The organism is Anaerovibrio lipolyticus DSM 3074 (genome assembly GCF_900141865.1).
GTDB lineage: Bacteria > Bacillota > Negativicutes > Selenomonadales > Selenomonadaceae > Anaerovibrio > Anaerovibrio lipolyticus.
In genome coordinates, this window is sequence record NZ_FQYW01000014.1 from 51073 (window position 1) to 77259 (window position 26187).

The 26187-nt window shown below is 44.7% G+C and carries 21 protein-coding genes; 3 read left to right on the forward strand and 18 right to left on the reverse strand.

Translation table 11 applies throughout. The features are described 5' to 3' along the window. Positions 1-120 precede the first annotated feature (120 nt). The 7 genes from B6K08_RS08775 to B6K08_RS08805 all read right to left on the reverse strand — a co-directional run bounded on the left by B6K08_RS08775 (position 121) and on the right by B6K08_RS08805 (position 6663). On the reverse strand, positions 121-1203 hold the full coding sequence (locus tag B6K08_RS08775; RefSeq protein ID WP_407639840.1) for a 30S ribosomal protein S1: 1083 nt from the start codon (positions 1201-1203) through the stop codon (positions 121-123). Continuing rightward, positions 1188-2015 (reverse strand): 4-hydroxy-3-methylbut-2-enyl diphosphate reductase, encoded by an 828-nt coding sequence (gene ispH / locus B6K08_RS08780; protein ID WP_080325943.1) that lies wholly within the window; start codon positions 2013-2015, stop codon positions 1188-1190. The genes B6K08_RS08775 and ispH overlap by 16 nt, the downstream gene beginning before the upstream one ends. Positions 2016-2082: 67 nt before the next feature. Next, a complete protein-coding gene (locus B6K08_RS08785) occupies positions 2083-2685 on the reverse strand; it encodes a lysophospholipid acyltransferase family protein (RefSeq protein WP_027396201.1) in 603 nt (200 codons plus the stop codon). Between the two features lie 4 nt (positions 2686-2689). After that, positions 2690-3346, reverse strand: a complete 657-nt coding sequence (gene cmk, locus B6K08_RS08790; protein ID WP_080325944.1) for a (d)CMP kinase — start codon at positions 3344-3346, stop codon at positions 2690-2692. 27 nt (positions 3347-3373) lie between these two features. After that, positions 3374-4690 carry a 3-phosphoshikimate 1-carboxyvinyltransferase gene (gene aroA / locus B6K08_RS08795; RefSeq protein ID WP_143254886.1) on the reverse strand — a complete coding sequence of 439 codons (1317 nt, stop codon included), beginning with the start codon at positions 4688-4690 and terminating at the stop codon, positions 3374-3376. Beyond that, positions 4677-5927 (reverse strand): BaiN/RdsA family NAD(P)/FAD-dependent oxidoreductase, encoded by a 1251-nt coding sequence (locus tag B6K08_RS08800; RefSeq protein WP_039205696.1) that lies wholly within the window; start codon positions 5925-5927, stop codon positions 4677-4679. Before B6K08_RS08800 ends, aroA begins: the two co-directional genes overlap by 14 nt. Next, the gene (locus B6K08_RS08805; protein WP_275040358.1) at positions 5920-6663 is read right to left on the reverse strand and encodes a pseudouridine synthase; all 744 of its coding nucleotides are present in this window, start codon (positions 6661-6663) and stop codon (positions 5920-5922) included. Before B6K08_RS08805 ends, B6K08_RS08800 begins: the two co-directional genes overlap by 8 nt. Positions 6664-6851: 188 nt before the next feature. On the opposite strand from B6K08_RS08805, the gene B6K08_RS08810 reads away from it, so the two are divergent. Both B6K08_RS08810 and B6K08_RS08815 read left to right on the forward strand, forming a co-directional pair. After that, positions 6852-8801 (forward strand): peptidase U32 family protein, encoded by a 1950-nt coding sequence (locus B6K08_RS08810; protein ID WP_080325945.1) that lies wholly within the window; start codon positions 6852-6854, stop codon positions 8799-8801. A gap of 91 nt (positions 8802-8892) precedes the next feature. After that, a complete protein-coding gene (locus B6K08_RS08815; RefSeq protein ID WP_080325946.1) occupies positions 8893-10191 on the forward strand; it encodes an aspartate aminotransferase family protein in 1299 nt (432 codons plus the stop codon). Between the two features lie 99 nt (positions 10192-10290). Here the strand turns inward: B6K08_RS08815 and B6K08_RS08820 are convergent, their stop codons facing one another. Next, positions 10291-12051 carry a sensor domain-containing diguanylate cyclase gene (locus tag B6K08_RS08820; RefSeq protein ID WP_159446747.1) on the reverse strand — a complete coding sequence of 587 codons (1761 nt, stop codon included), beginning with the start codon at positions 12049-12051 and terminating at the stop codon, positions 10291-10293. A gap of 211 nt (positions 12052-12262) precedes the next feature. Here B6K08_RS08820 and lexA point away from each other — a divergent pair, with 211 nt between their 5' ends. Continuing rightward, entirely contained in the window at positions 12263-12877 is a 615-nt protein-coding gene (gene lexA / locus B6K08_RS08825; protein WP_080325948.1) for a transcriptional repressor LexA, read from the forward strand. Positions 12878-13020: 143 nt separating this feature from the next. Here the strand turns inward: lexA and B6K08_RS08830 are convergent, their stop codons facing one another. The 10 genes from B6K08_RS08830 to rpsI all read right to left on the reverse strand — a co-directional run bounded on the left by B6K08_RS08830 (position 13021) and on the right by rpsI (position 26184). After that, positions 13021-14265, reverse strand: a complete 1245-nt coding sequence (locus tag B6K08_RS08830) for a methionine gamma-lyase family protein (RefSeq protein WP_080325949.1) — start codon at positions 14263-14265, stop codon at positions 13021-13023. A gap of 21 nt (positions 14266-14286) precedes the next feature. Beyond that, a complete protein-coding gene (hflX, locus tag B6K08_RS08835; protein WP_080325950.1) occupies positions 14287-16095 on the reverse strand; it encodes a GTPase HflX in 1809 nt (602 codons plus the stop codon). A gap of 14 nt (positions 16096-16109) precedes the next feature. Beyond that, a complete protein-coding gene (locus B6K08_RS08840) occupies positions 16110-17111 on the reverse strand; it encodes a nucleoid-associated protein (RefSeq protein WP_027396212.1) in 1002 nt (333 codons plus the stop codon). Positions 17112-17201: 90 nt separating this feature from the next. Further along, positions 17202-17891, reverse strand: a complete 690-nt coding sequence (locus B6K08_RS08845; RefSeq protein WP_080325951.1) for a DUF554 domain-containing protein — start codon at positions 17889-17891, stop codon at positions 17202-17204. Positions 17892-17955: 64 nt separating this feature from the next. Continuing rightward, positions 17956-20709, reverse strand: a complete 2754-nt coding sequence (locus B6K08_RS08850; protein WP_159446748.1) for an ATP-binding protein — start codon at positions 20707-20709, stop codon at positions 17956-17958. A 289-nt stretch (positions 20710-20998) separates the two neighbouring features. Continuing rightward, positions 20999-21679: a hypothetical protein gene (locus tag B6K08_RS08855; protein WP_039206603.1), complete on the reverse strand. Its 681-nt coding sequence runs from the start codon at positions 21677-21679 to the stop codon at positions 20999-21001. Between the two features lie 18 nt (positions 21680-21697). Beyond that, positions 21698-22663: a TIGR03943 family putative permease subunit gene (locus B6K08_RS08860; protein ID WP_052211880.1), complete on the reverse strand. Its 966-nt coding sequence runs from the start codon at positions 22661-22663 to the stop codon at positions 21698-21700. Positions 22664-22687: 24 nt separating this feature from the next. Further along, positions 22688-23758 (reverse strand): CobW family GTP-binding protein, encoded by a 1071-nt coding sequence (locus tag B6K08_RS08865; RefSeq protein ID WP_039206605.1) that lies wholly within the window; start codon positions 23756-23758, stop codon positions 22688-22690. Positions 23759-23937: 179 nt separating this feature from the next. Further along, positions 23938-25374, reverse strand: coding sequence for a carbon starvation CstA family protein (locus B6K08_RS08870; RefSeq protein ID WP_039206607.1), 1437 nt, complete (start codon positions 25372-25374; stop codon positions 23938-23940). Between the two features lie 417 nt (positions 25375-25791). Further along, on the reverse strand, positions 25792-26184 hold the full coding sequence (rpsI, locus tag B6K08_RS08875; protein WP_080325953.1) for a 30S ribosomal protein S9: 393 nt from the start codon (positions 26182-26184) through the stop codon (positions 25792-25794). Positions 26185-26187: the final 3 nt, after the last annotated feature.

Genomic DNA, 26187 nt, shown 5'->3' on the forward strand with positions numbered 1-26187 from the left:
TCTCCTGTTTTCTTTTATTTATAAATATATCTAATTAAACTGTAAATAGGGAGTGATGAAATCATCACTCCCCAATAATAATCATTATACAGTTAAAGCCCAAGGCCGTAATCTATATGATTACTCAGCCTCGTTGGACTCGCCAGCCTGCTTAATGCTGAGAGAAATACGCTTTCTGTCAACATCGATGTTCAGGATCTTAACAGTAACCTTGTCACCGATAGCAACTACTTCATCAGCGCTCTTGATGCGTCTGTCAGCAAGCTCACCCATAGGAATGAGGCCATCGAGACCCTGCTCAATGCGCATGAATGCACCAAAAGCCTTCAGGCCAACGATCTCACCAGAGATAATATCGCCAGCATTGTACTTCTCAGCCTTAACTACCCATGGATCTGGCATGGTGTCCTTAACGCTCAGGGAAATACGAACCTTGCCATCCTCAGTCTCAGCAATGCTCTTAATCTTAACGTCAAGCTCCTGACCCTCTTCCAGAACATCTGCTGGATCCTTAACACGGTTCCAGGAAAGATCGGAAATGTGAACCAGACCATCGATACCACCGATATCGATAAATGCACCGTAGTTAACCAGTCTCTTAACAGTACCCTTAACTACATCGCCTTCCTTAACATTCTCCAGCCAGGACTTGAGCTCAGTCTCAAGAAGCTGACGACGGGAGAGAACCAGACGCTGCTTAGCTGGATCCAAATCAATTGGAACAACCTTTACAGTCTGGCCAACATACTTGGAGAGATCCTTAACAAAATTAAGCTCAATCTGGGATGCTGGGATGAATGCACGAACGCCGAGAGCGCGGGCAACCAAACCACCCTTAACAACCTGAGTAATCTCAGCCTCGATTGGCTCAGCCTTCTCAACGATGCCATCAAGCTCCTTCCAGGATGCAAGACGATCAGCCTTAACCTTGGAAACAGTGAGGCCATTCTCGCCGCCCTTGGCAACTACGAGAACCTCAATAACATCATCAACCTTAACAATGTCCTTTGCGGACTCAGGAGCAGGCTCAGCAAGCTCAAACTTGGAAATTGGAACATCGTTCTTGTTGCCCTGGATGTTAACGATTGCTTCGCTATCATTTACTGCAACAACTGTAGCCTTAACTAAATCGCGCTCATGTATCTCCCTCATAGAATCTTCTGCTGCTAACCAAGCTTCCATTGAATTCATTTCTTCTGACACTTTTTATAAACCTCCTTGATAATCCAGTCCGGTGTAGAAGCACCAGCTGTGATACCAATTTTTTTAATTTTATCAAACCAATCGTCACGAAGCTCTTCTGCTGTTTCGATGTGGTAAGTTTTGCATTTATCACTGCAAAGCTGTGCAAGCCTTGTAGTGTTGGCGCTGTTCTTGCCGCCAATAACAATCATTAGGTCAACCTCTGTTGCCAGCTTCATAGCTGCTGACTGACGCTGATCCGTAGCTGTACAGATAGTTCTCAGTATCTTCATGTCGCTGGACTTATCCAAAAGCCGTTCAACAATCAGCTTAAATTTTGGAGCAGAGAAGGTTGTCTGAGCAACAACACCCAGCTTGCCGTACTTTGGTAATGAATCGGCCTCTTCCTCTGTCTCAATGGCAACAGCTCCATCACCGGCCCATTCGATAATGCTCTTTACCTCCGGGTGGCGCTTTTCACCAATAATAACTACCTGATACCCTTCATCCGCAAGCATTCTGGCCGATGACTGGGCCTTACGGACATGGGGACATGTGGCATCCACCATATTAAGTCCCATGGCTTCAACACGGTCATATACTTTAGGACCTACCCCATGAGATCTTATAATAATGGTCCCTTCCTTGACTTCATCAAGGGAATCCACCGTTCCAACGCCATTTTCCGCAAGCTTTGCAACCATCTGGGGATTATGGATAATTGGACCAAGTGTATTTGTCACCTGACCGGGAGCCGCTGAATCCTCTGCCAGCTGTATAGCTCTCTTTACGCCATAACAAAAGCCCAGGTTGTCTGCAAGGATTACTTCCATAACATATCACCTTGTATGCTGATGATTATTATTTGTCCAACATACCCGTCTAGTATATCATTATTTTTCAAGCTTGGCTATTCATTTTTATTAAATTATCAATTTTCTCCATAATTTTTTTAGAAAAATCAGCCAAAGCTTCCTTATCATTGTGTTTTCCTTCAAAATACATTGGCTCTCCATAAATAATTTGGAGCTGTGGCAAAAAGCCTCCGTTTTGAAGGATTTTATTTGTGCCAATAATGGCCGTTGGCACTACAGGAACCTTAGACATAGCTGCCAAAAGGGCCACTCCGGATTCAGCCTTGTGGGTCTTACCGTCCTTACTGCGGGTTCCCTCCGGGAATACCCCCAGACAAAGGCCCTGCTTTAAAATCCCCAAAGCAGTTTTTATGGCCCCCCTATCAGCGGCACCACGCTTTACAGGGAAAGCATACAGACTTCTGATTATTGCCCCGGCAATGGCGGGCTTAAACAGCTCCTCCTTTGCCATGTAGGCAACTGGCCGTGGCATATATGTTCCCACAATTGGGGGATCCCAGTTACTAAGATGGTTGGCAGCCATAATCATGCCGCCCTCCATGGGAACATTTTCCTTGCCCATAACCTTTGGACGGAACAAAATACCAAATAATATCTGAAATATAACCTTTAATATACTGTAAAACATCTAATCACCTGCATCTGTCAAGAATAGCCTTAACTACTTCCTCAATGCTCATATCACTGGTATCAAGAAGCTCTGCATCCTCCGCCTGAACCAATGGGGAAATTTCGCGCTCGCTGTCAGCCTTGTCACGGGCAGCAATCTCCTCCTGGAGCTTTTTCAAATCCACGTCATAGCCCTTGGCCTTCATTTCCTTGTAACGGCGGTCAGCCCGCTCCTCAATGGAAGCTGTAAGGAAAATCTTAATATCTGCATTTGGCAAAACATTGGTGGCAATATCACGACCATCCATGATAACGGAGCCCTGAGTAGCCATCTTGCGCTGCAAATCTGTGAGTCTTTCGCGTACTGGTCCAAGGGCAGCCACCTGGGAAACGATGCCGGTTACCTCCGGGGTACGGATGGCAGCTGTAACCTCTGTGCCATCTACAAAAACCTTGGTTTTTCCCTCTTTATAATCGAGAACAATATCAATATCCTTAACCACATCATTAATCAGATCATCGGTTACGGTCTTACCCTGCTGAAGGCTCTTCCAGGCCACAGCTCTGTACATAGCGCCAGTATCAATATATGTGAATCCAAGTTCCTTTGCTGCCATCTGAGCAACAGTGCTCTTGCCTGCTCCTGCAGGGCCATCAATTGCAACTACTAATTTTCTCATTTACCATTACCTCATCTTTAATATTTTTTATTTTGTTAATCTATCCAGCTCTTCATAGAAATCAGGATAGGAAATATCCACACAATCCGGATTCTGAATCTCCACCCCTGCCCCGGCAATACCCAATACTGCCAGACACATGGCCATACGGTGGTCATCATAGCTAAAGCACTCCGCCATCTTAGGGGTACTGCTACCGTGAATAATCAGACCGTCTTCCTTGCCTTCGATAGTGCCTCCCAGCTTGGCAAACTGGTTACAGATAGCCTCCAGTCTATCTGTTTCCTTGACGCGAAGCTCCCCGGCTCCAGTAATAATTGTATCGCCATCAGCAAACATGGCTGCCACAGCAATAATAGGGATTTCATCCACCAAACGGGGAATGATATCTGCCCCGAAGCTGGTGCCATGAAGCCTAGCATATTTCACCAAAATATCTGCCACCAGTTCGCCACCGCTCTTGCGTTGGTTCTGGATTGTAAGATTAGCCCCCATGTCCTTTAGCACATCAATAATACCAGTTCTGGTTTCATTGATGCCCACATTTTTCAAAAGGAGCTCACTATCAGGAATAATAGATGCTGCCACCAGCCAAAAAGCAGCCGAGCTAATATCTCCCGGCACTACCAGCTCCTTTGGGGCAACCATCTTTTCAGGTGCCGTTATGGTAATACTGCTCCCCTCATATTTCAGTTTTACACCAAAGGTCTCCAGCATAAGCTCTGTATGATTTCTGGAAGGGTATGGCTCCACCACGGTGGTTTCTCCCTCTGCAAAAAGTCCCGCCAGGAGCATGGCGGATTTCACCTGGGCACTGGCCACAGGCATATTATATTTATACCCCTTAAGCTTTCCCTCCACGGGAACTATGGTAATTGGCAATTTTGTATTATTTGCCCTGCCCACTATATGGGCCCCCATCTGGCTCAAAGGCTTGATAACCCGTCCCATTGGCCGCTTATGCAAGGAACTGTCCCCCGTAAACACTGACACGAATTTTTGTGGGGCCAGCATACCCATCATAAGGCGGAGAGTGGTACCGGAATTTCCCGCGTCAAGAATAGTGGTGGGCTCCTGCAAGCCATGAAGGCCATTGCCTTTTACAATTAGCTCAGTATCGCTTATTATATCCACCTTAGCCCCCAGAGCCCGCATAACGCCTACAGTAGACAGGCAGTCTGCCGAAGGAAGAAAATTTGTAATATGCACAGGAGTATCACCCAAAGCGGAAAGCATTACACTTCTATGGGAAACGGACTTGTCCCCCGGAATAATAACCTCGCCCCGTAATGCCTTTAAGGACTTATTTATAACTCGATTTCCCACTTGCTTACTCCTCCTCATCATTCCATACAGACCAGTTACCCGCTGCTGCCCCCATAGAAAAAGCCGCCTGTAAATTATAGCCCCCGGTGTAGGCATCCACATCAACTACTTCACCGGCAAAATAAAGATTTTTTATCAGCTTGGATTCCATGGTCTTGGGATTTATTTCCTTTACATCAACGCCTCCGGCTGTAACAATAGCCTCCGCAATAGGCCGTGTTTTGGTTACGGTTACCAGCAAGCCCTTTAATACATTTATAAGGCGGTGACGCTCCTCCTTGGTAATGGAATTCACCATTCTGTCTGGCTCAATATATGCTCCGTCAAGGATTGGCGGAATTAACCTCCCCGGCAGTAAATCCTTCAGGGCATTCTTCATTTCCTTTCGCTGGTATTTCTCAAAATCCCTTAAAACTCTGGCATCCAGCTGTTCGAAGGAAAGGGCTGGTTTCAGATCTATCATCAACTCCACAAAGCTGCCCTCCTCCAACAGCTGGGCAGTTTTACGGCTAAGGGATAGAATTATGGGACCACTGACACCAAAATGGGTAAACAACATCTCCCCAAACATATCCGTTATTCTTTTTTCATCGGCAAAAAGAGTAACCCGCACATTTCTTAGTGACACGCCCTGTAAATCCTTTACCCATTCCTCCTCCAGCTCCAGAGGAACCAGGGCTGGAAGGGGTGTCACCACCTTATGGCCGATTTTATCAGCCATTTTATAGCCATCCCCTGTAGAGCCAGTGCCGGGATAGGATGAACCACCTGTGGCAAGAATTACCGCCTCTGCCTCGAATTTTTGTCCATCATCAGTTTTTACACCGACAGCTTTATTACCCTGTACCAGTATTTCTGAAACCTTCACCTCGGTGTACAGCTTAACTCCCAGCTCATGGAGCTGAAGTACCATGGCATCAACCACATCGGCGGCCTTGTCACTGACCGGGAACACCCGGCCTCCCCGCTCCACCTTGGTGGGCACTTCAATGCCATTGAAGAAATATTGCACATCCTCATTATCAAAGGCACGAATACAGCTGTTCAAGAACTTGCCATTGCCAGGGATATTTTTAATCAGCTCTGGAACCTCTGCCACATTGGTAATGTTGCAGCGTCCCTTGCCAGTTATTAGCATTTTCTTGCCAGCCCGCTTCATTTTTTCCAGCAAAACCACACTGGCACCGTTTTCCGCCGCCTTTATGGCCGCCATCATGCCGGCGGGACCTGCTCCCACCACAACAATTTTATCCATTAATTGCACCTTGCTTTCCCGCAATATGCTTCAGTTTGGCTACTTCGTCCGCCGTCAGCTCGCGATACTTTCCCCGACTTACCCCCTCCAGAGTAAGCCCTCCAAAGGCAATACGCTTTAGAGCCGTGACATCGTGTCCCACCGCACTGAACATTCGCCTCACCTGACGGTTGCGGCCCTCGTGAATTACCACCTTCACCTTAGACCAGTTTCCCTGCTCATTATATTCCACCAGCCTTGCCTCTGCAGGGGCTGTCATGCCATCCTCCAGCTTGATGCCACTGCGGAATTTCTGGAGCTTTTCCGGTGTAACCATGCCTTTCACCTTGGCCAGATAGGTTTTCTTTACCTCATAACGGGGATGAAGCAATCCGTTCATCAGCTCACCATCGTTTGTCAGCAATAGCAAGCCTTCTGTATCGTAGTCCAGCCGACCGATAGGGTAAATGTATTCATGAACCTCCGCCAACAAATCCACCACTGTTTTCCTACCCCTATCGTCCTTTACGGTACTCAGATATCCCCTTGGTTTATTCAATAAAAAATACAGCTTGGCCTTTTCCTTACCAATGGCCACGCCGTCTATAGCTATTTCATCAGTTTCATCGGCCTGAATGCCCAGCTCTGTAACCACCTGGCCATTAAGACTTACTCTGCCTTCTTTAATCAGCCGCTCAGCCTCACGACGGGATGCCGCCCCAGCCCGACTGATAAGTTTTTGTATCCGTTCCATCACTAGACACTCCTTCTTTATGATTAAAACACAAAGGCCAAATGCTGTCTAGTTTAAATTCATGTGCAATATGAAAATCCCCTGCAGTAAAATGATAACTTTATTATTATTAAGAAAATTGATATAATGAATCGGTATGCAAAAAATATTGCGTTATATAAAAAGGTTATTTATATAAAGGAGAGCACAAGATGATTTTAAACCGTAAATCAGTGGAACTTTTGGCCCCGGCCGGCAACTGGGATGCCCTGGTGGCAGCCGTGGAAGCTGGTGCCGATGCTGTTTATCTCGGTGGCAAGCATTTCAACATGCGTATGCACCGCAATAAGGAAACAAACTTTGACGATGAGATGCTGAAGAAGGCTATTGAATATACCCATGCCCATGGTGTTTGTCTCTATATCACTCTTAACAACCTTATCAGTGATGATGAAATTGAGCCTTTAAAGCAGTATCTTGCTTATCTGAATGAAATCCGCCCGGATGCGATTTTGGTGCAGGATTTTGCCGTGCTGGAAATTGCCAGGGAAATGGGCATTACCATTCCTTTCCATACTTCTGTTATGATGAATACCCATAACGAGCACGCCATCAAAAAGCTGAAGGAATATGGCATTACCAGAATCGTTGTAGGCCGTGAAATGACCCTTTCCGAAATGTCCCTTTTCAAGGAAAGAACAGGGCTGGAAATCGAGTATTTCATGCATGGTGATATGTGTATCGCTGAAAGCGGTCAGTGCATCCATTCCGGAGTGCTCTTTGGACAGAGCGGCAACCGTGGCCGTTGTCTGAAGCCTTGTCGTTGGGCATACAAGCTCATTGACGAGGAAACCGGGGAAATTCTTGATAAGGATGATCAGCACGACTACAAGCTGGCTCTCAAGGATATGTGTATGTACAGAAACATCCCTGAACTCATCCAGGCTGGTGTATTCTCCTTTAAAATTGAAGGTCGTATGCGCCCAGCTGATTTTGTACGCCGCATTGTGGCCACCTACAGAAAGGCTATTGATGCCTATATTGAGGATCCTTATGGATATCAGGTGGATGAAGAGGGCTGGCAGGACCTTTACAAGAACCGGGCCCGTGATTTTACTACCACCTTTGCTTTGGGACAGCCTGATGTCAGTGATATCGGCTTTGATGGCTCCCGTGAGCCACGTTTCTTCAGTGATGCTGTAGAAGAGGCTGGTTTCCAGGATGAAATTTTAAAGGCTGAGCCAGCAATTAATAAGGAAAACAAGGGCAAGCGTCAGCTGGCCGTACAGGTGGCAGATATTGCTTCCGTGGAGGCTGCCTGCTCCAATGGTGCTGACATCGTTTATTTATCCGGTGAAGCCTACAAGCCAAAGAAGCCTTGGTCACTGAAAAATGTGGCAAAGGCCATTGAAATCGGTAAGAAATACAACGCCAAAATCGTTATTGGTACCCCACGCACCACCATGTGCCGTGAATGTGGCGAGCTGGAGCAATATCTAAAGGCAGTCAATGAACTGAAGCCAGCCGGCGTGCTGGTAAGCAATCTGGGCTCCTTAAAGCTGGCCCAGGAGTGTACTGATTTACAAGTACAGGCGGACTTTTCCTTCAATCTCTTTAACCATAAGGCTGCCAGCTTTATGAAGAAGAACGGCATATCCATGGGTACTGCTTCTCTGGAGCTTTCCTTTGCCCAGGTGAAGAATCTTGTGGAGCAATCTGAGCTTCCTATTGAGATTATCGTTCACGGCTCCTACGAGTCTATGATCTGTGACCACAATTTTGCCGCCATGATTCTTCCATACAAGCATTTGATTAACCCCGAGTTTGTAAATCGCCATTACGCCTTAAAGGATACTGCAGGCGGTGTTCATCCACTTCGTATGGACCAGTTTGGTCGCAACCATATTCTCTTTACCAAGGATTTGTGCTACTACCCATATCTGGAGAAATTCAACGGCGTAGCTGCATTCCGCATTGAGGCCAAGGACTATGCGCCAGAGCTGGTGGCAGAGCTTACCAAGGCATACCGCACTGCTCTTGATAATCTGGATGCCGGCAAGCCAGCCTTTGATGAAGAAACCTTCAAGAAGCTGCAGGAGTCCGGTCCTAGAAAGCTGGGTATCGGTGTATATCGATTCCGCCAGTCCCAGGATTCACTCTAATCGACCTCATCCGAGCGCTACGCGCCCACCTTCCCTATAGGGGAAGGCTTTCAATTCCTAAATATTTTTTAATTTATAGGAGGTATTGATAATGTCATTGGAAAAGCCTATTGGTCCTGAGGCCATTCTGGAAAAGAAGAAGAAATACATCATGCCTTGTCTGGCTCATTTTTACAAGGAGCCACGTCAGTTTGTAAAGGGCGATATGCAGTTTTTGTACGACAGCGAGGGACGCAAATATCTTGATATGTTCGCTGGTGTATCCGTTATGAACTGCGGTCACTGCAACCCTGAAATTCTCGAAAATGTGGTAAAGCAGGTCCAGTCCCTGCAGCATGTCTGCAATATTTATCTCACTGAAAATTTCGTTAATCTGGCTGAAAAGCTGGCCGAGGTTACACCTGGTGACTTGCAGAAAACCTTTTTCTGCTCCACTGGAACCGAGGCCAATGAAGGTGCCATGCTATTGGCTTCCATTTATACAGGCAACGACGAGTTTATCAGTCTAAGAAACGGCCTCCATGGCCGTACCAAGCTCACCATGAGTGTTACTGGTATTCAGATGTGGCGTACTGATCCTCATCCATGTGGGGGTATTCACTTTGCTCCAAATGCTTATTGTTATCGCTGCCCGTTGGGGAAAAAATATCCTGAATGTGATTTGGCCTGTGCCAATGCTGTCGAGGACTTGATAAAATATTCCACCAGTGGCCATCCAGCGGCCATGATTGCTGAGCCTATTCAGGGAAATGCGGGTATTGTAACGCCTCCAAAGGGATACTTTAAGCGTGTTAAGGAAATCCTTGAAAAGTACAATGCTCTCCTTATTATTGACGAGGTGCAGACAGGATTTGCCCGTACTGGCAAGATGTTTGCCATTGAAAATTTCGATGTGGTGCCTGATATTATTACCATGGCCAAAGCCCTTGGTAATGGTGCTCCAATTTCTGCCTTCACTGCATCTGCCAAGATTGCAGATACCTACACCAAGCCAGGTGCCTCCACTCTTGGTGGTAACCCTGTATCCTCCATTGCCGGTCTTAGCGTTATTAACTACATTCAGAAGCATAATCTCATGCAGAATGCCCAGGAGCGTGGCCAGCAGCTGTATGATGGTCTGGTTGAGCTTCAGAAGAAGCACCCTATCATTGGTGATATCCGTGGCCTGGGTCTCATGCGTGGTGCAGAATTTGTCCATGCCGACAAGAGCCCGGCTCCTGAGGAGTTGGATATGGTTCTTGAAGAAATGAAGGACCGTGGCTTTATTATCGGCAAGAATGGTATTGAGAGAAACGTTATGGCCTTCCAGCCACCATTGGTTGTTACTGAGGAAGACATCAATAATGTCTTAAATGCCCTGGATGATGTTTTAACAAAGCTAATTAAGTAAACTGATATCAATTTAATAAACACACAAAAATCCCTGCCAAGAAGGATTAACATTCCTCCCTGACAGGGATTTTAATATTCTCGTATAATATTATTTGATTTAAATCACCGTTACACAATTCTTGCCGCCCTGATTCTTTGATTTATACATAGCTGCATCAACCCGCTGAAACAGGGATAGAATAGTATCATCCTTGGCAGCTGCCGTAATACCGATGCTCACCGTCACATTCTTCACCTTAAATTGTGACGTCAATCCCATAATTTTACTTCTGATACGCTCGGCCACATTAGCGGCCACATCCACATTACAATTATTAAAGACAATTATAAACTCATCGCCACCCCAACGGCCTGCCCTGTCCGTGGAGCGAATATTCTGTTTAATGAGATCTGCCACACTCTTAAGGACCTCATCACCAGTATCGTGCCCCAGGGTATCATTAATGCTCTTGAAATTATCTATATCCAGCATCATTACTGAAACTGAATTTCCCGATAATTGACATCTGTATAAAGAATTCGCCATTTCAGATTCCAGCTCGCCACGATTGAGAAGATTGGTGAGAAAATCGATTTTGGCAATATCATAAAGGCGTCTGTTGCTTTCCTCCAGCTCGTTGGACACAGCCTGTACAAAATGCATCATGTGACTCAGTACACTGTTTTGATGCTCCAAGCGGATTGGCTGCATTGATTCATCATTACTGGATATAACCTCATGGCCGCCCTCCCTGAAGCCGATTATGGAAAGGCACATGTTATTGAGGTATATATCTCCCCCTGGGGTTCTCATGTATTCGCCGGAGGCGTAAATCCCCGTGGAAGGAACGCCCTTGCGGCAAGCCTCCAATTCCTGGTTAACATCCTTATGAAGATGAATATTTCTTGCCCAGCAGCTTACAGCAAATATCCCCTCAGGATTAAATCTGATCATTTCCATCTGGATATTGCGGGCCTCTTGAATAATAACAGCTGGATCACCATAGCACAGACGAATCATATCACCTACAACGAAATCAGCCCCATAGCTGGCACTGCCATCCTTATCAAGTCGTCTTGGCAGTCTGGACAAAAAGGCCCCATTTCTGATAATTGAAAATGGAAACGCCACCGCTTCACTTAAAAACTCATCATTCCAATTGGTAATGCCCAAATATTTCTCATAAATTGTCCGGACAGGCACATCATCTATTTCACAAATAGTATGATAGTTATCCAATCTGGTCACGGTCATAGTCTTGCCTAATGGCTTCCAGCCACTACCATAGCCAACATGAACATTTAAGGATTTGCCATTAAAGGCTACCATTACATGTCCCCTATGGATGACATCATCACCAGTAAAAACAAAGCCCTGGCCAGCCGGAGTTGTACCATCATCCACCACTCCACCAAAGAATACTACCTCTGGTGGCAACTTAGATATTTCCTCGAAGAAAGGCATTGTATTAATGGCATAGCCGGCAGTGAGCATCTCCACTGCAGCCAAATTATCCACCTTGGTCAATTTTTCCAAGATTTCCACACCGATTTCCTTACTTTTATCATCATCCCAAAATACCGGGAAAACTTCAATCTGTCCTTCTTTAAACACAGAAAAAGTCAAGGAAATGCCATAATAATTAATGACACCAGCTGTAATCATAGCCGATGCTGTTCCACCGGCGATTTTAGCCTCAGGTAACACTTCCCGTACCTTTTGAATTAAATCTGGAACCTTATCCTTTAAATGGATATTGGCATAAATCGTAACCAGCACACAGGAATACTCCCCCATGCCAGCTAGCTGACTGGAAAATTCATCCACTTTATTAAAAAATGACTGTACATCTTCGCATAAATACGGAATGTGCTTCATATAATTCACCCCAAAATCAGACAATGGTGCCATTGACAAAATTATACCATAAGATATTAGTTCACTGCGAGGAAAGATTTTTAAAAATTTAAAGAGAAACATTTATTATGTAAACATAAAATAATCAGCACTTTTGTTTGCAGAACACTTGCAATAGAACATATATATGATATACTATAGGTACAAAACTATTATGTAAGGAGTGTGACTAATGGGACGTAAACGCTGTGCCGATGAGCGCATGAGCCAAATTTACAATTACATCAAGGAATTTCTTTTATCAAAGGGCTATCCGCCTTCTGTTCGCGAGATAGGCAAGGCTGTTGGACTTAAATCATCCTCCACCGTACACGGATATCTCAATCAATTAGAGGATGCGGGGCTGATTCGCCGTGATCCGACCAAGCCTCGTGCAATTGATCTTTTGGAGGACAAGCCTTGGGAACGTACTGTCAATGTTCCGTTGGTTGGTGCAGTAACCGCCGGTACTCCTATTCTGGCGCAAGAAAATATTGAGGAGGTCTTTGCTTTCCCACAGAACCTCCTAGGTACCACGTCAGAAACCTTTATGCTGAAGGTTGACGGTGAAAGCATGATTAATGCCGGCATATATGATGGCGACTATATCATGGTCAAGCAACAGAGCACTGCAAATAACAGTGATATTGTGGTGGCATTGGTAAATGGAGAGGCCGCCACCGTAAAACGCTTCTTCAAGGAAAAGGATTGCATCCGTCTACAGCCAGAGAATGACTCCATGGAGCCTTTCTATGAAAAGAACGTAACCATCTTGGGAAAGGTAATCGGCATCTATCGCCAAATGTAAATCCAAATTCAACCCGCTATATGCAAAGAGAGCAACCCGTGAGGCTGCTCTCTATTTTTATGTCCAAAATTTAATTTTTAAATTTATTATTTGTTTTCGCATGGGACGTATTTGCCAATCAGTTTCACTTATTGTATATGTCCTCAGCGGTCAATGTCCTCAATAGCCTGGGCTGCACCCATAATGCCAATTACAGCATGCTCGAAGGTGACGCCCCCCTGCATATATACGTTGTATGGAGCACGCATTGGGCCATCAGCACTAAGCTCTATGGATGCCCCCTGTACGAAGGTACCTGCTGCCATAATAATCTGGTCCTCATAGCCTGGCATATCCCATGGCTCAGGAGCGGCAAAGGAATCCACTGGTGAATACTTCTGAATACCCCCGCAGAAGGCAATGAGATTTTCAGGAGTATCCAGCTGTACAGCCTGAATAATATCTCCACGCACATCAGTAGGCAATGGCAGAGTTTTATATCCCAATTTGCTGAACAAGCCAGCAGCAAATACTGCCCCCTTTATGGCCTGGGCCACCACATGAGGAGCCATAAAGAAGCCCTGGAATATCATGCGGTTATTTGCCAGAGATGCTCCCAGCTCGTCACCCATGCCTGGTGAAGTCATTCTGTAGGAAGCCAGCTCCACCAGCTCGTCCTTACCACAGATATAACCGCCTGTAAGGGCAATACCGCCACCCGGGTTCTTGATAAGGGAGCCCGCCATGATATCTGCGCCCACCTGTACTGGCTCTCTTGTATCCACGAATTCACCGTAGCAGTTATCAACAAAGCACACACACTCAGGCTTAATACGATGCACCTCAGCACAAATAGCCTCAATATCATCAATGCTCAATGGATCACGCATGGAATAGCCACGTGAGCGCTGGATAAGCACCATCTTGGTATCCGGTGTCAGCTTACCCTCAATTCCAGCCATATCTACCTTGCCATCCACCATATCAAGCTCATCGTATTTTATCCCAAATTCCTTTAGGGAGCCCTTGCTCTCAGAAGCATAGCCGATTACAGTCTGCATAGTGTCGTATGGAGCACCGGTAATGGACAGCAGCTTATCACCGGGACGCAGAATACCAAAAAGTACAGTAGCCAAAGTGTGGGTACCGGATACAAACTGGGTACGAACCAAAGCCCTTTCTGCCCCAAACACCTTGGCAAACAGCTCGTCTGCCTTCATACGGCCAACATCACTATATGCGTATCCCGATGTGGTATTGAAATGGGATTCCCCCACCTGACACTCACGCATAGCATCCAATACCTTTAAAGTATTGGCCTCAGCAATAGAGTCAATACGTTCAAACATAGGCTGACTTTCAGCCAACACCTGCTTTTTTAATTCGATTAATTTCTCAGAAAATGCCATTATATATAATTACTCCCTAAATTAAATTTCATATTGCTTATATGTTTCAGCATCGGTTACAGGAAGCTCAACCTCCAGTACCGTACCCTTTTCATCATAATCTGTTTTAAGAACATTTCCATCTTCATGGAGACGGGTGATTACATTTCCTTCAGTATATGGAATGCACAATTTTATAATTACCTTCCCCTGATTAAAGAAGGAGGCCAGCTTTTCCCTCAGCTTTTGCAAGTCCTCGGATTTTTTGGCAGAAATAACCACACCTTCACGGCCCTGCAGCATCCGCTGGGCATCAAAATCAGTGCCACCCTTTTCCATTAGCCTGTCAGCCTTGTTAAACACGAAAATGGCAGGCTTTTCCTTTGCCCCAATTTCATCCAGTACCTTAATAACGGCCTTTATTTGCAGCTCGTAATTAGGGTCGCTGGCGTCTACCACGTGGACCAGCAAATCTGCCTCTGTGGTTTCCTCAAGAGTTGCTTGAAAAGCGCTTACCAAGGTATGAGGTAATTTCTGAATAAAGCCTACAGTATCCGTAAGAAGAATCTGAAGCTTTTCATCCAGATCTACCAGACGAGTAGTTGGATCAAGGGTGGCAAAGAGCTTATCCTCTGCCAAAACATCAGAATCCGACAAAGCATTAAGAATAGTAGACTTGCCGGCATTAGTATAGCCCACCAATGCCGCAGAAGCCAGTCTTGACTGCTTGCGCTGATTACGGTGCAGCTTGCGCTGATTTTTCAGTTTTTTGAGCTGTTCCTCCAAATCGTGGATTCGACCATGAATGCGCCGGCGGTCCATTTCCAGTTTTGTTTCACCTGGACCACGGGTACCTATACCGCCGCCCAGTCTGGACATAACAAGGCCCTGTCCGCCCAAACGGGGCAGATTGTACTTCAGCTGTGCCAGCTCGACCTGTAATTTACCGGCACTTGAACGGGCCCGCTGGGCAAAAATATCCAATATAAGAGCTGTCCTGTCCACCACCCGAAGGCCTGTACTAAGCTCCAGATTTCTCTGCTGAGACGGAGATATTTCGTCATCGATTACCAGCAGGTCCGCCTCCACATTCTGGGCCAGCATGGCGATTTCCTCCACCTTGCCCTTTCCCAGAAAATAGGCATTATTCGGCTTATCCTTGTTTTGGATAACCTCACCCACTATTTCTGCCCCGGCAGTTTCCACCAGGCCACGAAGCTCCGCCAGAGAGTCCTCCACCCGCCAGTCATCTCTGCGGGAGCTAAAGGCTACACCAGCCAAAATGGCCTTTTCCGTCTGTTCCTCTGTATCCTTGAGACGATTCTTTCCCAGTGCATTATTGACAAGCACAATCAGCTGAACCAAATCGATATTGTTCAGCTCCTTCAATGGCAGCTCCTTGGTACCACTTACCACATAGCCCCCATCCTCGGTCAATTCACCATTAAGGAAGGCCAGACTGCCATATATTTTATTATTCTTTTTGAGACCAATGGCCACCATGCAGTCAAATCGCATACTCCTAAGGGAGGACAAATCTGGGGCCGAAAGTCTTGTATCAGCACTGGGATGGGTATGAACACAGCGAATACCAGATAAGCGGATGGCACTCCTCTGCTTAATATCCGGCAACTCCACAGTGGCATCATCACCAACGGAAACCTGCACTACAGTTCCCTTGCGGTTAATGTACACAGCCACCTCACGGCCCAAAATCCCCGTAAGCTCCAGCATTTTTTCCGCTGCCTCCCGGGTAATAATCTGCCCCTGGGGAATTTCCAATTCATAAAGGGTCTCCAGCTCCTGGATAACCCCTGATTTTATGTTGTCCAGCTTACCATTTACAACCATAAATCACCTTAAAGTCATCTGTTAATGATGTTTTGAATATTTTTCAGGGTAATGGACATGGAACCGTCCTCCTCCTTGAAAAATTCCACAAAATCTGTATTTTCAAAATAATCAGTAGGAATAGTAATCTCAATCCCTGTATCAGTGCTGAGCTTATGCTTTTTCATCTTTTTCAGGGTAGCCTCCTGATTTACCTCCACAGGCTCCGAAAAACCGGCTGTTTCAATGGCGTGATTGTAGTCCGCCGCCATGGAAGGATTATCCTGGAACACCTCACGGCCAACAGCCACAGGGTCCAGGACAGCGTCCTTTTCCATATTTTCAGCAATGAAGTTCTTTACGGCAGTAACTGCTGCTACCTCATCCTGGCAATAGGCTTCAGTGACCTTCTTCACTGCCTTGTTAATTTCCTTTATAGTCTCAGCGGGAGACGGGGTCTGGGCACATTCCAGAAACAATTCGGGAATAAGATATATGCTATTGCCATCCACATTATATTTTCGCGACTTGGAAAGAATTTCCATGGTCTCACAGTTAATAAAAACGAATTCGTCAATTTTCTGGGTAAGGCCAGGAAGAATAGCATAATTATTAACCAATTCAGTGGATACCTTGCCATTTTCATCCACATTAATCTGATGTACATAGCCCTGATGATTGTTGCATTTAAAGATAACCAAATATCTTGTTTCATCAATGCGGGCATCACATATAAGCAAATCCGTAGATGAAACGGCCTCTGCTGTTGTCAGTACCTTATAAAGAGCCCCTGCCACCTGACGGGAAAAATCTATAAATTCCATTTCCCCGCCAATATAGCCATCAAGCATAACCTTAAATTCGCTGTTGCCATAGAAGCTGCCCTTCTTGGCGTCCTGGCTGGAAATGGTCTTTTCCACATGCTTAATGAGAAATTCCGCTGTAGCCTCATTCATTTCCAACAAGTCGTCTGAAAAAACCTCATTGGATTCATTTACATCTAAAATATGAAGAATAGCCTTTTCAATAACTACCATATTTTCACCTCAAAAAAGAAGCTGCTGTATTTCACAGCAGCACCAAAATAGCTATATCATTTTATCACGATGGGAATTTACACGCAACTTTTAAAAACCAGCAAAAATCCAATAAAGTACAGGTGCCACCAGCAGGGACGGCAAATAATCCAGCACCTTTATTTTTGTTAAATTAAGCATATTTAGGCCGATAGCCAAAATCAGCAGACAACCAGTGGATGATATTTCAGCAATAAGCTCATCTGACAGAAAGGGAGAAATATATTCCGCCAACAATACAATACCGCCCTGAAAGAAAAAGGTAAAGACCGCTGAGCCCATAACACCTATTCCCATGGTAGCAGTAAACATAATCCCCGATACAAAATCCAGCAATGACTTGGTGTACAGCATGGCAAAATCAGCCCGCAGCCCGGCATTTAGGGAGCCCACAATAACCATGGCCCCTACATTCATAATCAGGCAGGATGTAACAAAGGCATTGGCCATCCTAGCCGCTTCACCGGCACCAGCAAAATGGGCCGTAATGCGGGCAGCTGCCCTATTTATCCGGCCATCAAGGTCACATAATTTTCCTATAAATACACCTATTACAACCGCCACAATCAACAATAATATGTTTTTTTCCACAATGGTCCCCTGAATGCCTATAACCACAGTACATAGACCAAGGGCTTCCATTATGGCATCAGAAATCCGCTGAGGAATCCCCTTTCTCAGAACCAATCCGATAAGGACACCAATGATAATGGCAACAGTGTTTACAATAACAGCAAAAATGAGATATCACTCCTCAAAACATACAACTGCCATTATTTTAGCACGTAAACAAAATATATTACAGTTAATTGTTTCTAAACTTCTCCAAGGTGGACATTAACACCTCTACATTTATAGGCTTGCCTATGTGAGCATTCATACCCGACTCCTTTGATTTTTGAATATCATCCGCAAATGTATTTGCTGTCATTGCAATAATCGGTATACTCTGGGCGTCTGACTTATCAGCCTTTCTTATCTGCACAGTAGCTTCATATCCGTTCCACTCAGGCATCATAATATCCATCAAGATTGCATCAAAGGTACCCGATGGCTTCTCCATGAAAATATCATAGGCCTCCCGACCATTTCCTGCTTTCGTCAATATGACGCCTGCATCCTCCAATATCATGGTGATAATTTCCATATTCAGCTCGTTGTCTTCCACCACCAGAATCCGCATCCCCTCAATGGAATTATCTGATTTCACCGTTTCCTGAGGTTCCTCCAAAACATTATGATTAATCCTAAATGGCAGGGTAACTCCAAAAGTAGTACCATGTCCCACCAGACTGTCCACCACAATCTTTCCCTGCATTTTATCAACCAAAGCCTTAACAATGGCCATACCCATACCAGTACCCTGATAACGGCTGCGGGCATCGTCCTTTTCCTGTGTAAATGGCTCAAAAATATGACGCAAAAATTCTTCGCTTATGCCGATGCCGGTATCCTCCACGAAAATATCATAGGTTACCGTATCCTCATCCTCAAATCCAAGCTGGGCAGAAATATTAATGCTGCCATTAGGTTTATTATACTTAATGGCATTGTTTATTAAATTCATCATTATCTGCTTGAAATGCAACGGACTTCCGATGACATCAGGATATTTCATACCGCCGTTGTCATTATACTTGATGGATATTCCATTTTCCCGTGCTCTGATACTGCAAATAGCGATTACTTCTGACATAAGCTCTTCAATATTGAATGGATCCTCAGCCAATTCAACATTGTCACTTTCCAGTTTGCTCATATCAAGGACATCGTTAATAAGGCTCAACAAATGGTTAGCCGCCACCTTGGCCTTGACTCTGTTGGCATTTAACAGCTCCACATCCTCAGGGTGGCGTTCATCAATTTCCATAAGGCCTATGATACCATTTAAAGGTGTTCGTATATCGTGGGACATGCGGGAAAGGAATTCTGATTTAGCCTTGCTGGCCCTTTCTGCCTTTTCCAAAGCCCTTTTCAAATCACGGTGCTGTTTTTTCTCAGCCTTTACCAGCTCCTCATTGCGTTTAAGCTGTATATCCACTTCTGCCTTGGCCCGCTTCAGTCCAGTAAGGTATGCGTACAAGCCACACAAAACCAGAATGAACATCAAGCCACCGCTAAATATGAATATAACACTATTGTCCCTTATAAAATCCTCAAATGTATACTTGGTATTGGACTGTATATACTTAAATACATAATCAGAAACCACAGCTTTATCAATCAAAGCAATTCCTCTGTTAAGTATTGAAAACAGCTCCGAATGATTTCTTGGCACACAGATACAGTAGGACAGACTGGTGCCTAAAGGCATTGTTTTTATATTGTGATACTTGTAATCATTCAGCCGGTCCTGCATGAACAATGAGGACATAATCGTACAGGTAGCATCCCCGGACAGTATGGCATCAAAACACTGTTCCACACTGTCATAATGCTTAATCTCACTATCCTTATATGGCTTCAAGACCTTTTTTATTGGATTATGGTACAAGCCAATCTTGGCGAAGGTTTTATCCGAATATTCCCCTCTGTACGCCACATTCATAGGAACGCTCATGATTTCTGATGTATAGCTATATTGATTATCCTCGCTGTAACGCACATCTCCAAAGGCAGGGAAGGACATATCAATCTCATTGCGGGCAAAGCCCTGCATCATATCCCCTAAAGAATCGTACGCCACATACTCTATGGTTACCTTATCTTCAATATTGAGATTTTTCAATATCATATTAAATACGTCTGTGATTACACCGGTCGGGGAACCATCTCTTTCCTGCCCACAAAATGGCATATAGTCCTTAAAATAACCCACCCGCCATAGCTTATGATTACTGAGCCACTTGCTCTCCTCATCGGAAAGGGTACTATTAATCAGGGTAGCTCCATAATTATTAAGCTGCAATTTCTTTATAAAGAATGGATCAGCCCTGTCAATATCAGTCAAAGCATAATTCAACTCATACAGCAAATCCGGTTTATTTTTATTGACAGCCAAATAGAACGGTTCCTGTCCCACCTTAACCACAGGTGCATAACCGGCATCAACCTTAATATTATTATCTGTTGCTACCACGCCATCAATAAGACCGGCTGCAAAATCCTTATCCCTTTCATTAAAGCCATCATAATAAATAATATCTAAATCGACATGATTCCTCGCCGCCCACAGCTCCAAAAAATAAGTCATTCGATTATTCTTGATACCACCTATTTTTTTACCATTCATAGTGGAAAAATCATAGGCGTTCATGGTTTGGCTACTGTCATGCTGAAAAACCCAATAATTATCTGTACCCATAGGATAGTCTGGAAACAGCATAGACTTTTTGCGTTCTTCGGTAACAGATACACCAGCCATCAGGTCTATTTCGCCATTTTGCAGCTTTTCAATAAGCTCCGGCCAGTCGCCATCGACAAATTCATAGTCCCAGTTGGTATAATTAGCCACTCTGAAAAGGTATTCATAGCAATAGCCACTTCTTACCCCGTCACTATCCGTTTCCTGGAATCCATAGCTATCGTACCAGCCTACCTTCACTACCTTTGTATGCATATTCCCGGCGGAATAAGCTGTCAATGGAAGACCAATAAAAAAAAGGTAAAAAAAGCTAATTACAGCGGCAAACAGCCTTATGAATTTTTTATTTAACATATTTATCATGAAGTATCACCTCATATAAATCTCACAAAGGTATACCTATCTTCAATATACTTCGACAAAGCACCATTTTTGTCCTTCTTTTCAACAAATTAAAATATATAAAAAAGCGATTCCCAGGGAGACAGCACTACCAAGAAATCGCTTTATCAAGCATTAATGTTGTTTATAAATAATAATAGATTTATTTTGTTGCTCGTTGACGGATTTCCCGCAAGCGATCCACCATGTGAGCCCTCAGCTTTTCCTCCAGCTCCTCCAGATTTTTGGAGTCAAAGGTGTAATTCATTTCCGGAATATTTCTGATACGGGCCTCACCAAAGAATTCACTGCGGAATTCATTATAATAAATGATGAAGTTGCTCTCAATATCAAAATCCGAATAATCAAATACTATATAGGAGCCATTTAGTACCCGAACCATTTGAGTAGGATTAATAAACAGCTTATAGCCCTCCAGCTCCTCCGGCAAAATATCCTTATAGTCCCATTCAGTAATATTAAGAGCCTTGGTCACATAGCTTATGGAATCAGGATTATATATAGCCAGATCATGAACAGCGGACTCCAGGTAATTTTTCAGATGCTGCTCAAATTCACTGAAGGAAGCGGTAATAAACTGCATCAGACAAAACTCTGTAAGCCCCCGTCGAATTTTCAGTTTATATTCCTTTGTTTCCTGATGATAATACGCCACAAGGCCCAGATGCTTCTCCTCATTTACATAGGAAAAGAGCTCAAAGGTATCCCCTACCTCCTCATAGCGTTTAGTATAGACCAGGTCATACATTTCCTTAGGCAGCTCATCAAGATACGCCCAATCAGCAGTTTCCTGCTGTATTTTTTTCAAAATATCAGGCTTCATAAGTATAACCTCTACAGCTTAATTAAAGTACACAATAGTGTCTTCAGGCTTCTTTTCCTCAGTGAAGGCCTCCACCTTCATCTTAAGGTTGTCAATCTCACCATTGCTGTCATACTTCACATGTATAACTCCGGTTACCTTGCCCCACTTACGCTCATTCTTTCTATGATTAAGCTGTTTGAAGGGCGCACCGGTACCGGATATTCCCAAAAACATCATGTCATCGGCACAGCAGGCCATACCTACACGACCTACACCATAATGAATGACCCCATCCTTTTGGGCAGAACAGAGATAGCCGTCAAAAATGATACGCTTCTTGTCATAGTGATCAGGGTGGTCCTGCATATCTACAAACCAAGCGCCATAGTCATCCAGCTCCAGTTCAATCTCATCCTTGTCAATGGAAAATGGCAGCTCTGGCTCCTCCTCCACAAAATCCTCCAGATCAGATTCAAAAATAACCTGTGCACGGCGATTTACCACCCGGACATTACGGCGAATGTCCTGCTGACGGGTTTCGTGGTCACAACGGTTGAATATAATCAGCTCGCAATAACGGAACAAATCCACAAAGCGATCCTTCATATTCTTCTGGTAAACCTCGAAGGTCTCTGCATTAACCATGCCGATATTCTGGAAATCAAACCATTCCTCCGGAAGGGGAATGTTCATATAATCTCCCGCATTCCACATACCATTGGCCTCAATTAAGACGCTGGAGGGATTGTATTTTTTCTGAAGCTCCTGATAAAACTCGGTGGAAAGCTCCTCCACATCCTCTACCACAATAATCTTGGAATGGCTCTCCTGCAGAAGCTCCTCGTCAATTTCTTCCTCGCCCTCCTCGCCTAAGATAATTAGGTTGCACTCGGCTTTGGCGAACTGATTATTCTGTAAAAAATCCTTGATTACACTGGTTTTGCCACTTTCCAACAGCCCCATAAAGTAATACACAGGAACATTTGGTTTTTCTTTGCTCATTATTTATCTCCCAATTAAGATATATTACTCACCAAGGAAAAGCTCCTTCAAGCTGCCTTCCTGCAGCTTGCTGCCAATAACGCAGAAACGGCCGGTATAATCAGCCGCACCGGTTACTACGCTGCTCTCTCCCGGTACATAGTTGAAATGGAGCCACTCCCCATCGTTGGCGGACATAACAATGCCCTTTGCCCTGAGGATAACACCATACTCGTCAGCATTAACCAGCTCTGCCAAAATATCCTTAAGCTCATCGATGGTGAATTTCTTGGTGGTTTCCTGCCCCCAGCTGCCAAATACATCATCTGCATGGTGATGATGGTGATGATCGTGATCATGATGATGGTGCTCATGGTCATGGTCGTGACAGCCACAATTAGGGTCATCACATTCATGGTCATGATGATGCTCGTGATCATGACACCCACATTCAGGATCATCACACTCGTGGTCGTGATGGTGGTGATGATGATGCTCCTCAGCCACCTCATCCACATTCAGTAATTCGCTGTGATGAAGGGCATCCAAAATCTGCTCACCGGAAATTTTATCCCAAGGAGTTGTTACAATAGGAGCCTTTGGATTATGCTCACGGATAATATCAATGGTCTCCTGAAGCTTCTTCTCATTTACATCCTGGCTGCGGCTGAGAACAATGCAATCAGCATGGGCAATCTGGTCAATGAAGAACTCACCGTAGTTTCTGGCATACATCTTGCACTTCTTGGCATGTACCACTGCAATACTGCCTTCAATTACCACGTCATCATTGCAGACCTTGGAAACAGCAATCTTTACATCAGACAGCTTGCCTACACCAGATGGCTCAATGATAATCCGGTCAGGATTATATGTTTCCATAACCTGCTTTAAGGACTCCTCAAAGTCACCTACCAAGGAACAGCAGATACAGCCAGAGTTGATTTCCTTGACCTGAACGCCTGCTTCCTTCATGAAGCCGCCATCGATAGCAATCTCACCGAACTCATTTTCAATAAGGCAAATCTTATCGTTAAAGCCCTCATTAATGAGCTTCTGAATCAAGGTAGTCTTGCCGGCACCTAAAAAGCCGGAGAATATATTAATTTTAGTCATTGTGTAAAACCTCCATTGCATTGTACAAAACTAAAGGAAGTTTTCGCGTAACCGCAAAAACAACCTGTAATATTATACATCATTTGATAAAATTTTTCCATGAAGGAGCATACAAAAAAGAGTCAGCATATCATATACGCTGGCTCCTTTATTGTTTTTCATCATTTACTATTCAGCAGTTAGTCATTGGACCGAAGAACCTTTGTAGTAAACAGAATGACACATACAACCGCAAAGGCTATACCAACAGGATAGCTTATTTCAGTACCCAGCTGCAAACCTTCCTTGGCCTGAAGGATATAAGTACAGGTTACGGCTGACATAAATGTGGCTGGAACAGCAGCCATGAGCCAAGCCTTGCTGCCCTTCTTGGTTCTATACAAGTAAGTAGCACCAGTCCACAGAACAATCATGGCCAAAGTCTGGTTAGTCCAGGAGAAATATCTCCAGATAATATCAAAGTTCATCTGGGACAGGATACCGCCCACTGCCAAAAGTGGTACTGCAAAGAGCAGACGCTTTACAGCCTTGGACTGGGAAACACCAAACCAATCAGCCAGGGTAAGACGGGCGCTGCGGAATGCGGTATCACCGGAGGTAATAGGACATGCAATTACACCCAGCATAGCCAAAGTTGCACCAATATAGCCGGTCATGCTGCCATCACCACCCATAAAGCCAACGCAGATATCATATACAACGGTTCCGGCACCGCCAGCCTTCATAGCTGCGGCCAGACCACCAGTGCTGTCATAGAAGGTTACACCAGCTGCTGCCCAAATCAAGGCAATAATACCCTCAGATACCATGGCTCCGTAGAATACAGGACGGCCAAGGCGCTCAGTGGTAAGACAGCGGGACATAATTGGTGACTGGGTAGAATGGAAACCGGAAATAGCTCCGCAAGCCACTGTAATGAACATCAATGGCCAAATAGGCATTGCATCACCCTGTGGATGCAGATTTGCCAGCTGCATTTCCGGCATGGTATGACCGCCAACCCCCATGAGCATTCCAGCCATAATGCCCAGTGCCATAATAATAAGGCAGGCACCAAACAGTGGATAGAAACGTGCAATCAAAGTATCAATTGGCAACAAGGTAGCCAGGAAATAGTAAAGCAGTACACATGGCAAAACAATGGTCACCGCAACGCCGGTGAGCTTTGCCAGAAGGCCTGCCGGGCCTGTCATAAATACAGTACCAACTAATACCAGAAGCACTACAGAGAACACACGCATAATGAACAGCATTGTGCCTCCCATGTGATGTCCTACTACCTCGGAAATGCTCTTGCCATCCTCACGTAAGGAGATCATTCCTGACAGATAATCATGAACACCACCTGCAAAGATAGTACCTAATACTATCCAAAAGTACACGGACGGTCCCCAAAGAGCACCACCCAAGGCACCAAATATTGGTCCAAGGCCAGCAATATTTAACAGCTGAATCATGAATACCTTCCAAGTTGGCAACGGGATATAATCCACGCCATCATTATGAACTATGGCCGGAGTGGGATTATCAGTGGGACCAAAAATATTGTCCACTATCTTGCCGTAAATGACATATCCCAAAATCAGCGCAGCCAGCGCACATAAAAAAGTAACCATATACTCTCCCTCTCTTTCCCGATTACTTCTCCACCTGCTCTTTGTATTTTACAGGTACAAGTTAATTATGGCACAAAATTCAGAATATTTAAATATATTTTTGAAAATTTGTAATAAATATCTTAATCAAAAGTACAAAAGTATTTTCACCAAAAAAGGACTGCCGAAGCAGTCCAAATTTCATATGGAATTTATTATGTTTCCTCAATCAGGCAAAAGGTTAGAAAGCTAACACCAATCAACGTGCCCACCATCTGCATCAAACATCCCAAAATCCTTCTCAAATTCAATCAACTCCTAAAAATTAAGCATAAAAAAAGCCCATCTACATAAGCAGACAGGCATAGATATTCTACCAGCACAATAAAAGAAAAACCCTGCAGATTTCTCTGCAGGGTAATATGCGATAATATGAAATTATCTCTTGGAGAACTGGGACGCCTTACGGGCCTTCTTGAGACCGTACTTACGACGCTCTTTCTCTCTAGGGTCACGAGTTACGAAACCAGCCTTCTTCAGTGCTGGACGAAGATCGCCATCGAGAACCATGAGTGCACGGGTGATGCCGTGACGGATAGCGCCTGCCTGACCGGAAGCACCGCCGCCCTTTACATCAGCGATTACATCATACTTATCAACAGTCTCAGTCAGCTCCAAAGGCTGTCTTACGATCAGCTCAAGAGTCTTGAGACCAAAATACTCATCCATTGCGCGACCATTGATGGTCACCTTGCCTTCACCTGGAACAAGACGAACTCTTGCAATGGAAGAATTTCTGCGGCCTGTGCCGTAGTAGCTAGCTAATGCCATTTT

Coding starts and splice junctions, on each gene's coding strand:
- lexA (WP_080325948.1), top strand. CDS start 12,263: ATGGGACGTAAACGCTGTGCCGATGAGCGCATGAGCCAAATTTACAAT.
- B6K08_RS08820 (WP_159446747.1), bottom strand. CDS start 12,051: ATGAAGCACATTCCGTATTTATGCGAAGATGTACAGTCATTTTTTAAT.
- B6K08_RS08830 (WP_080325949.1), bottom strand. CDS start 14,265: ATGGCATTTTCTGAGAAATTAATCGAATTAAAAAAGCAGGTGTTGGCT.
- ispH (WP_080325943.1), bottom strand. CDS start 2,015: ATGGAAGTAATCCTTGCAGACAACCTGGGCTTTTGTTATGGCGTAAAG.
- rpsI (WP_080325953.1), bottom strand. CDS start 26,184: ATGGCATTAGCTAGCTACTACGGCACAGGCCGCAGAAATTCTTCCATT.
- B6K08_RS08855 (WP_039206603.1), bottom strand. CDS start 21,679: ATGAAGCCTGATATTTTGAAAAAAATACAGCAGGAAACTGCTGATTGG.
- B6K08_RS08850 (WP_159446748.1), bottom strand. CDS start 20,709: ATGCATACAAAGGTAGTGAAGGTAGGCTGGTACGATAGCTATGGATTC.
- B6K08_RS08810 (WP_080325945.1), top strand. CDS start 6,852: ATGATTTTAAACCGTAAATCAGTGGAACTTTTGGCCCCGGCCGGCAAC.
- B6K08_RS08800 (WP_039205696.1), bottom strand. CDS start 5,927: ATGGATAAAATTGTTGTGGTGGGAGCAGGTCCCGCCGGCATGATGGCG.
- cmk (WP_080325944.1), bottom strand. CDS start 3,346: ATGAGAAAATTAGTAGTTGCAATTGATGGCCCTGCAGGAGCAGGCAAG.
- hflX (WP_080325950.1), bottom strand. CDS start 16,095: ATGGTTGTAAATGGTAAGCTGGACAACATAAAATCAGGGGTTATCCAG.
- aroA (WP_143254886.1), bottom strand. CDS start 4,690: ATGAGGAGGAGTAAGCAAGTGGGAAATCGAGTTATAAATAAGTCCTTA.
- B6K08_RS08785 (WP_027396201.1), bottom strand. CDS start 2,685: ATGTTTTACAGTATATTAAAGGTTATATTTCAGATATTATTTGGTATT.
- B6K08_RS08840 (WP_027396212.1), bottom strand. CDS start 17,111: ATGGTAGTTATTGAAAAGGCTATTCTTCATATTTTAGATGTAAATGAA.
- B6K08_RS08870 (WP_039206607.1), bottom strand. CDS start 25,374: ATGGTTACTTTTTTATGTGCGCTGGCTGCGCTGATTTTGGGATATGTC.
- B6K08_RS08815 (WP_080325946.1), top strand. CDS start 8,893: ATGTCATTGGAAAAGCCTATTGGTCCTGAGGCCATTCTGGAAAAGAAG.
- B6K08_RS08865 (WP_039206605.1), bottom strand. CDS start 23,758: ATGACTAAAATTAATATATTCTCCGGCTTTTTAGGTGCCGGCAAGACT.
- B6K08_RS08860 (WP_052211880.1), bottom strand. CDS start 22,663: ATGAGCAAAGAAAAACCAAATGTTCCTGTGTATTACTTTATGGGGCTG.